The organism is Acidovorax sp. JHL-3, assembly GCF_000526295.1.
GTDB classification, from domain to species: domain Bacteria; phylum Pseudomonadota; class Gammaproteobacteria; order Burkholderiales; family Burkholderiaceae_C; genus Acidovorax; species Acidovorax defluvii.
The window spans coordinates 107,776-114,390 of the sequence record NZ_JAFU01000003.1; the positions used below are offsets into that span (position 1 = coordinate 107,776).

General features: G+C 56.2%; 5 protein-coding genes. 1 reads left to right on the forward strand and 4 read right to left on the reverse strand.

What is annotated here, in order from left to right:
- Nucleotides 1–3: 3 nt before the first annotated feature.
- Both K226_RS0115330 and K226_RS19900 read right to left on the reverse strand, forming a co-directional pair.
- The gene (locus K226_RS0115330; protein WP_238324278.1) at nucleotides 4–1,656 is read right to left on the reverse strand and encodes a hypothetical protein; all 1,653 of its coding nucleotides are present in this window, start codon (nucleotides 1,654–1,656) and stop codon (nucleotides 4–6) included.
- Between the two features lie 772 nt (nucleotides 1,657–2,428).
- Complete coding sequence (locus K226_RS19900; RefSeq protein ID WP_155886554.1) at nucleotides 2,429–2,689, reverse strand: hypothetical protein; 261 nt, start codon at nucleotides 2,687–2,689, stop codon at nucleotides 2,429–2,431.
- Nucleotides 2,690–2,980: 291 nt separating this feature from the next.
- Between K226_RS19900 and K226_RS19645 the strand changes: the two genes are divergently transcribed.
- Nucleotides 2,981–3,337, forward strand: a complete 357-nt coding sequence (locus K226_RS19645) for a helix-turn-helix transcriptional regulator (RefSeq protein WP_081739428.1) — start codon at nucleotides 2,981–2,983, stop codon at nucleotides 3,335–3,337.
- On the opposite strand, the gene K226_RS0115335 is transcribed toward K226_RS19645, so the two are convergent.
- Nucleotides 3,318–3,722 (reverse strand): hypothetical protein, encoded by a 405-nt coding sequence (locus K226_RS0115335; RefSeq protein WP_024815550.1) that lies wholly within the window; start codon nucleotides 3,720–3,722, stop codon nucleotides 3,318–3,320. The two genes, K226_RS19645 and K226_RS0115335, sit on opposite strands and share 20 nt — an antisense overlap.
- Nucleotides 3,723–5,289: 1,567 nt before the next feature.
- Entirely contained in the window at nucleotides 5,290–5,490 is a 201-nt protein-coding gene (locus K226_RS20010; RefSeq protein ID WP_162150985.1) for a hypothetical protein, read from the reverse strand.
- Nucleotides 5,491–6,615 lie beyond the last annotated feature (1,125 nt).

Genomic DNA, 6,615 nt, shown 5'->3' on the forward strand with positions numbered 1-6,615 from the left:
CAGCTAGCCGGCATCGTGGAGTCGGGAGTTAGGCGGCGACAGCAGACCAAGCAAGTGCAGCTGTTGGAGCTTGCTAGACCAGTAGCGGCTGAGCCTACCTTCATGTTCAACTGCCACCCGAGCTCGTTCATGCGCTTCAGGATTGAGTCGTTTCATCTCATTGAGCAGGACACCGATGCGACCGATCACAACGGCATAGACCCGTTCGGCCGCACCGGTGCTACCGGGGCCAGGGGTTAAGCGCTCCAGCACCGATCGGCACGACATCAACTTGATGCAGTCCCCTTCGTCGGCATGGACGTGGTACTTGTCGCAGAAGAAGCAACCTTCGGTTTTCTTGCAATCGGGCCTCACCAGCGGCTCCTCCGTCAGAGCCCTCGGATGGCCGTGGTCTGCGCAGCCCCCGATAGGGATGGCGGTGAGAGGAGTGTCACTCTTCAGCTTCTCGGCTTCCAACCGGTTCCGGACTACGGAAGTCAATGAGGTGAGGAAAGGGGCCACTTCCGACTGCGACTCTGCCTCGGTGATCTTGCTGTATTTGCGGATCGCCGTGCTGACCGAATTCCCCATCATGTCGGCAGCCACCTTGGGGTTGTGCTCTCTGATAACTATGCCAGATTTATAGACACGCAACTGCTGCATCGTGACCGCAGGCAAGTTAATACCTACGAAGCGGAACTTCCTGCGCAATAAAGCAGTGAAGTTCGATCCCAGAGGAGTAATACCTAGCGGCATTTCGGTGCGAGCGCGCAATCCATAAACCGTTTGAATGAACATCGGACTGATGTCCTGGCAGCCAAGCCGCAAACGAAGCGCTTCCCGGAGGCGCAAGTAGGACCGCAAGCGTGTGAAGGTGGTAACAGTCAGGTGGACCGGCACCTCCTTTCCTCCGGCTCGGAACTTGATGACCTTGTGGCGCAAGTTGATCTTTTCTGGGTTCGCCAGTTGCTCTTGCATATCCTCCGGTTCTTCGTAGGACTGTATCGCAGCGAGGTTGGCCCCCGAGTCACCCAAGCACAATCCTGCGTAAGCGACACACCCAAGCTCCATCAGTCGCTCAATGCGAGTCTGAGGAGGAATCTCGACCGAGTGCGCAATCTCGCCCGTATCCCAACGCAGGGCGCCGAGCGGCGCTTCTTTTCTGGCATCCAACTGAGCATCGAGCGTGATCTCCGTCACCGAGTCGAAGACTCCTTGCAAGCATGCCATGAAGCCGGCCACACTTTCAGTTTTGGGAGGCTTGACACCTTCGCTATGGAAAAACGGAATAGGTTCAATCTCGTCGCCGTATTCCCGGTCGTGAACCACGGACATCATCTTGATGGCATTGGTGTCGAGGTTCGACGCTGCCGCCTGGCCGAAGTTATTCCCGGTGCGATTTGCCTGCATTCGCTGCCGCACGTAGCTGTGGTGCTGTTTGAGCGCCTCCAGTGCCAGGTCGGGGTCGCTCAGGACTGCTTCATAGCGTCCCTGGTGGTTAGGCTCGTCTAGCCAGTTCAGAATGCTGGCCAAGAAGTGCAGTGCCTGGGTTACCGTTCGTGGACGGGCGTTGTTAAATCGGAATCGCTTGGACAAACGCTCAATGGCCCTAGGCATATCGTTAACGCGCTGGGGAGATAGACTGGAAGGATTGAACTCATAAACCTTGCCGGGCATCAACTTTCGTTCTAGGTAACACCATAAGTAGACGTGCATCTGCGCACCGTCCGACATGCGCAGAATGGTCCGCTCAGGGACGTAAATCTCAGGAGCCTCTCCCATCAAGGGAAATGCAAGCTTGTGTAGCTCAGCGCAATAGGCCCTTTTTGCTCGGGTCCAGTCTGTCAACCGCATAGGTTTCGCCTGCTTTCTCTTTCTTGCTGCGTATGGCCGCTCTCATCTGGTCACCTGCGTCAGCCCACTCGATATGGTCATCAGTCCTCCTTCTGCGCGCCCTCGCCAACAGCTTGCGCATCGACTGTCCTGCTAATCCGGGCGGTTCGATCAAGGAATGCGTGTGGCGCCCAACGATCAGTTAGACCTGCGTGCGCCTCTGCGTGAAAGCGTCTGGGCGTTTTCTCAACGGTCCGAAGTCTGCCCATAAGCGGTCCGTGGCTCGGTCGCTCCGAAATGCTCTCCATTGGGGTGCTCAAAAAACAGATCGATCGTCAAAGTTAGCTAGTCGGCTAAAGGTCATCTTCGTTGTGGAAGCTGTTGATTCATGGATTTTCAATGACTTGCCAGTCAGTGACTGGCACTTAATTCGAAATGTACAGATATTCAAGCACATTGGTCAACGACTGGGTCGATTGGTAAGAAATCTAGAGCATTTCAATTCCTGCAACGATGATTTTTTGACATTTAAATTAAACCAGGCGTTAGTCACGCACTCAAAACTCAAAAAAGCAGGTCAAGCATTCGGTGCATTGAGACGAATGGATCTTCTATATTAAATAAATATGAGAAGCAAGGGCGTATTAATCTTGCATTTGGGATGTTGATAGGGCTCGAATGACGGCTTCAAGTGTGAAGCGCAATACCTGCCAACCTGCAAGATGCGCAGATGCCAACCGCCTCCTCGCCCCATAACCCACTGCAGCCTGCAGATCACCTCACCATTGCCAGCTTGAGGCAGCGGACCCACAACGTGCGAGCGATTGCCCGGCAGCAGCATCGCTCCGTGGAAAGTGAACAGCGACAGGGTGTTCATGATCAGAGTCGGTGCTCTGGTACGAGCGGACTGGATGTTCAGGTGCACCCCGTTTACCGGTGCCGCAAATGCTGTTCTTGCGCCCTGAACACCGGTCCGTCAACGTATCAACTGGTGATCAGCTTTTCGATCTCAACTACGCATCGGCTACCCTTCTAGGCACTCGGTAGACTTGGTGCACCATGAGATCAAGAACCGCATAAGCTAGGCATAGGTAAAAAGGCTAATTTCAACCAAAATGGGACTAGTTGGTCGTGGTCTTTTTAGTCTCATTGAGCGGAAATCGAGTCAATGCCGACTCGACACACCGCGCCAATCCAAGCCAATTTTGGTCGCGCTTTGAAGCGCCTGAGGTCGGCACGTGGCGCGACCCAGGAGGACTTGCTCAACTCCACCAGCAGGCGGCACGTGGGCCGTATTGAGCAGGGTCATCAGGTGCCAAGCATCCGGGCGATTGAGAGTCTTGCTGCAAGCCTGCAAATTCATCCTCTGACCCTTGTTGCCGCAGCCTATTGCTCGGAGCTGGATGGCCAGTCGATCAACGAAATTTTGAAGACCATCCATAAGGATTTCGCCGTGCTAGTTCCGATAGCACCCTCTAGTGGCGTTCCAGGCGCTGTTGGCTTTCCTACCGAGTCAGTTCTCTGATCGCCTGAATCAGCGTTACGTCTGACCGTTCGTTTCGGCGCTGTAGCACTCTGTCCACGATTTCCTGGTCGATGCGGGCGCTGAGTAGTTCCAGTACATCGTGCAGGGTTTCCATTTCGATGTTGAGATGGTCGCCGGGGCCCCATCGCTTGGGCTCGGTCACCGCGATGAGCAGCAGTGTCATCGCGAGCGCGGCGCTCCCAGTGCCACCTGAAGCGTCAGCGTGCTGGTCGAGGACGAGGTCTCGCATCTGATTTGCGACTGCAAGGAGCTGACGATCCTTCAGAGCACTCGGCAGAATCGCTTCCCACCCTCCGACTTCCAGCAGTGCGGTCAGCTCGGTCTCGCCGAAGCAGCCATGATCCAAATTCTGCTCGCGCAACATAGTTTGTTCAAAAGTTTATGGACTAAATAGTCCCATAAGGGACCTTGCGTGCGAAGATAGCTGAACTTTCCGTGTGGCAATGCGCAAGCTGCTTGCGACCGAGCCGAAGGAAAGCTGTGGGTTGCGCTCGTACTGATCGCGCGCAACTTAAGTGTTGCCTCATCTCGCATTCACCGTTTGTCCCTTGAAAAGTCGCTTGAACGTCACCCGCTTGGCAGAGTTGGATGCGCAGCTCCGCGAATACGCGAGGCTCCACCGTGATGGCGCACCCGGTGTGGTTGGGTCAGAACGATCAGGCTCGCTTTCGGAATGAGTTCCAACGCGCTGGGGGTGCCGCATTGGAAATCAGCGCGCCAGGGCGTGAGAAAACTCGAAATAGCCGAAGCTGAAGGCAGCATTACGCTACGAACCCTCTCCAAGCTTGCTCACGGGCTGGATTGCGATGTGAGGTATGTATACTGTGCCACGAACGAGTCTGATTGAGCAAGTGGCGCGAAGGGCGCAGGAACATGAGGAGGACAGTGGCATCTGTTGCAGCAACTGCCAATGCTGTCGAGTGGGACGCTGAGGCGCTGATAGCCTTCTCTTCTGTCTTTGAGCGGCTTAGTCGGAAGGAATTTTGGTGATCCGCAAGCTGCGGGCTCCGGGGGGTCCAGCCGTACCGAAATGATCTCCAGCAGGAACGAAATGATTTTCAAAGATGCCCTAAAAGGGTTACCCGTTTAGTTGTCGCGGCTGCGAATTGGTTTGGCACCTTTCGACAGATCCTGCGTGACGTCGAGCTGTCCAGTGTGCGAGTGCGCCGTCAATCCGTTGCAGCAAAGAGGATTGGACAACTTGCGAACACACTACCGCCTGCTGCTGAAGATTCGGATACAAGGTTGACTGGACGTTGGAGCAGCGTTCAGCTGAGCGAGATCGGTTGGAGGCACTTCTTCGAGAGCGTTGGAGAGCCCCTATGAGGGTTGCAGACTCGAAACAAAGTATCCCTTGATCTACACGCATTGGCCACCCGTGTTGGGAGGACCTGGCTGGGTAGCACTGCTCGAAGTGCTGTTGGAACAATTGCAGGCGCGGGCTGACTCTGGGGGCGTCAGGCACGCGCACTTGTTACGAGAGAGAAATGGGGGCCGCCCTCAGTCTGCGGTTCTTTCCTCTCGACCCGGCTGACGCGGCAATGGTTGTGTACGTAGAAAAGTTGTCGGTGCATATCTGCGAAGTGTGTGGCGCACCGGGCACGCTGATCACCGGAGCCATGGCACCGCACGCGCTGCAACGCACATATCGAGCAGCGGCCAACCTGGCCTACGTCAGCCCGGTGACCATGGCGGCCAGTTTGTAGTCTTTCGCATCATGGCTGCGCTTTGTGCACTAGTGGGCAGGTCGCCAGCCAACGCTCGAAGTCGGAAGTAAACGCATATCGATTGAGGCCATCACCCACGGGCACCGCCGATCCACGGAGGAAACCCCACGAAGCTCTCCTGAAATGGCATTGGCAGTGAGTCCACCGATCACGAACACACAGCATCGCGATACCGGTAGGTCTGGACCACCGTTCATCAATTCTTCAGAGGTCATCGAGTTCTGGCGACAGTTGGGGGAGCCACACGGAGCCATACATACGTCCTTCCACATCGTAGTACCCCAGATAAGCCGCGTAGCCACCAAAATCGCCAGATTGACCGCCGTAATAGAGGTGTACGGTAAGCAAGGTAGTAAGGTGCCCCAGCGGATGCCAAATGCCCTGCGATTCAGCTCTGATGTCCATGGACGGGCCCCCTCGGCGGGCCATCACCGCAGGTGGTCGCATGGGAAACCAATGCGACCCCGTCTGAAGCGAATGTTGACGACGCGAACAGTAGACGTTGCCCCTCGCGGACATGCCCCGCCCCAGTCGGTATGAAACCAGTCCCGGGCAATTCGTGCCTTGGCCAAGATGCGCGCGCTCCTCTCCGTGAATGAGCACAGGGGATAGCGCATTGCTGCATCGGCCCAAGAACCGTGGCCTCGACCCGCGCACCCGCGCAGTGAAGCTTCGCGTGCATGGATCTCTCTGTGGGGTGCGAAGGGTATCCGAGGTAGCCGATGGAGCCAGACCCAAACACAAAAGATTCATCAAGGCAGTGGATTCAAGGTAGGTTTGCGGTCATCGCTTCCCCCTTTTGCCTGGCATGGCGTTCGCCTTGGCTTCCCAAGGTAGGCGCCCTCCAGAAAAGCTTGTAAGTTCGTTCGAAAACGCATGTCAACACACTCCTTCATAGGCAAGCTGTATGGACCCGCGCGATTTTGCGCAAGCCAAGCGGCCACTACATGGGAGACAAGCTGACAGCCCTCGGAAAGGGCCGCCGAGGCGGCGCGGTATCACATCAGGTGCAAGCCTGGCCGAGACATGGCTCGGCGGGTTTTGTAAGTACCCTCCGTGGGAGGGGCCGACCTGAGGTGTGAGGCACTACATGGGACTGATCGATGCAAGCGAGTTGGACTGTTGGGCTGTCAATATTAGAAGAAGCACGCCGATGCTTCAAGCGTTCAAACCGGAATTTGGGCTGTGCTTCCCAACGGTCGTGGTGCGAGATACGCGTGGGGATACAGCTGCGGGGCGTGTTGCCATACGGCGGCCACCACAATCAATGGCAAAGCAAGCTCAAGCGTTCTCCTCGATGACAACATCAGCATTGCAAAAAGTCACTGGTATCACAAATTCAAAGTCTTGGCGCCAAGACGTTGGACGGCCCCGGTCGAGCACTTTGGCGATCAGCGCGGTTGCAATGAATGCAAACACACTGCGGAACGGATCGCGTCGTTTGGCCGCGCGCCTGTTGACGCAGTGCGCGGGTGTAGTGCCACGCAAGGCACAACAGGCTTGCCGCAAACAAAGCCACTGCGCTCAGCG

Bases quoted from the DNA above. Each gene is read 5' to 3' on its own strand.
- K226_RS0115330 (WP_238324278.1), bottom strand. From the start codon at position 1,656: ATGCCCGGCAAGGTTTATGAGTTCAATCCTTCCAGTCTATCTCCCCAG.
- K226_RS19900 (WP_155886554.1), bottom strand. From the start codon at position 2,689: ATGAACACCCTGTCGCTGTTCACTTTCCACGGAGCGATGCTGCTGCCG.
- K226_RS19645 (WP_081739428.1), top strand. From the start codon at position 2,981: ATGCCGACTCGACACACCGCGCCAATCCAAGCCAATTTTGGTCGCGCT.
- K226_RS0115335 (WP_024815550.1), bottom strand. From the start codon at position 3,722: ATGTTGCGCGAGCAGAATTTGGATCATGGCTGCTTCGGCGAGACCGAG.
- K226_RS20010 (WP_162150985.1), bottom strand. From the start codon at position 5,490: ATGGACATCAGAGCTGAATCGCAGGGCATTTGGCATCCGCTGGGGCAC.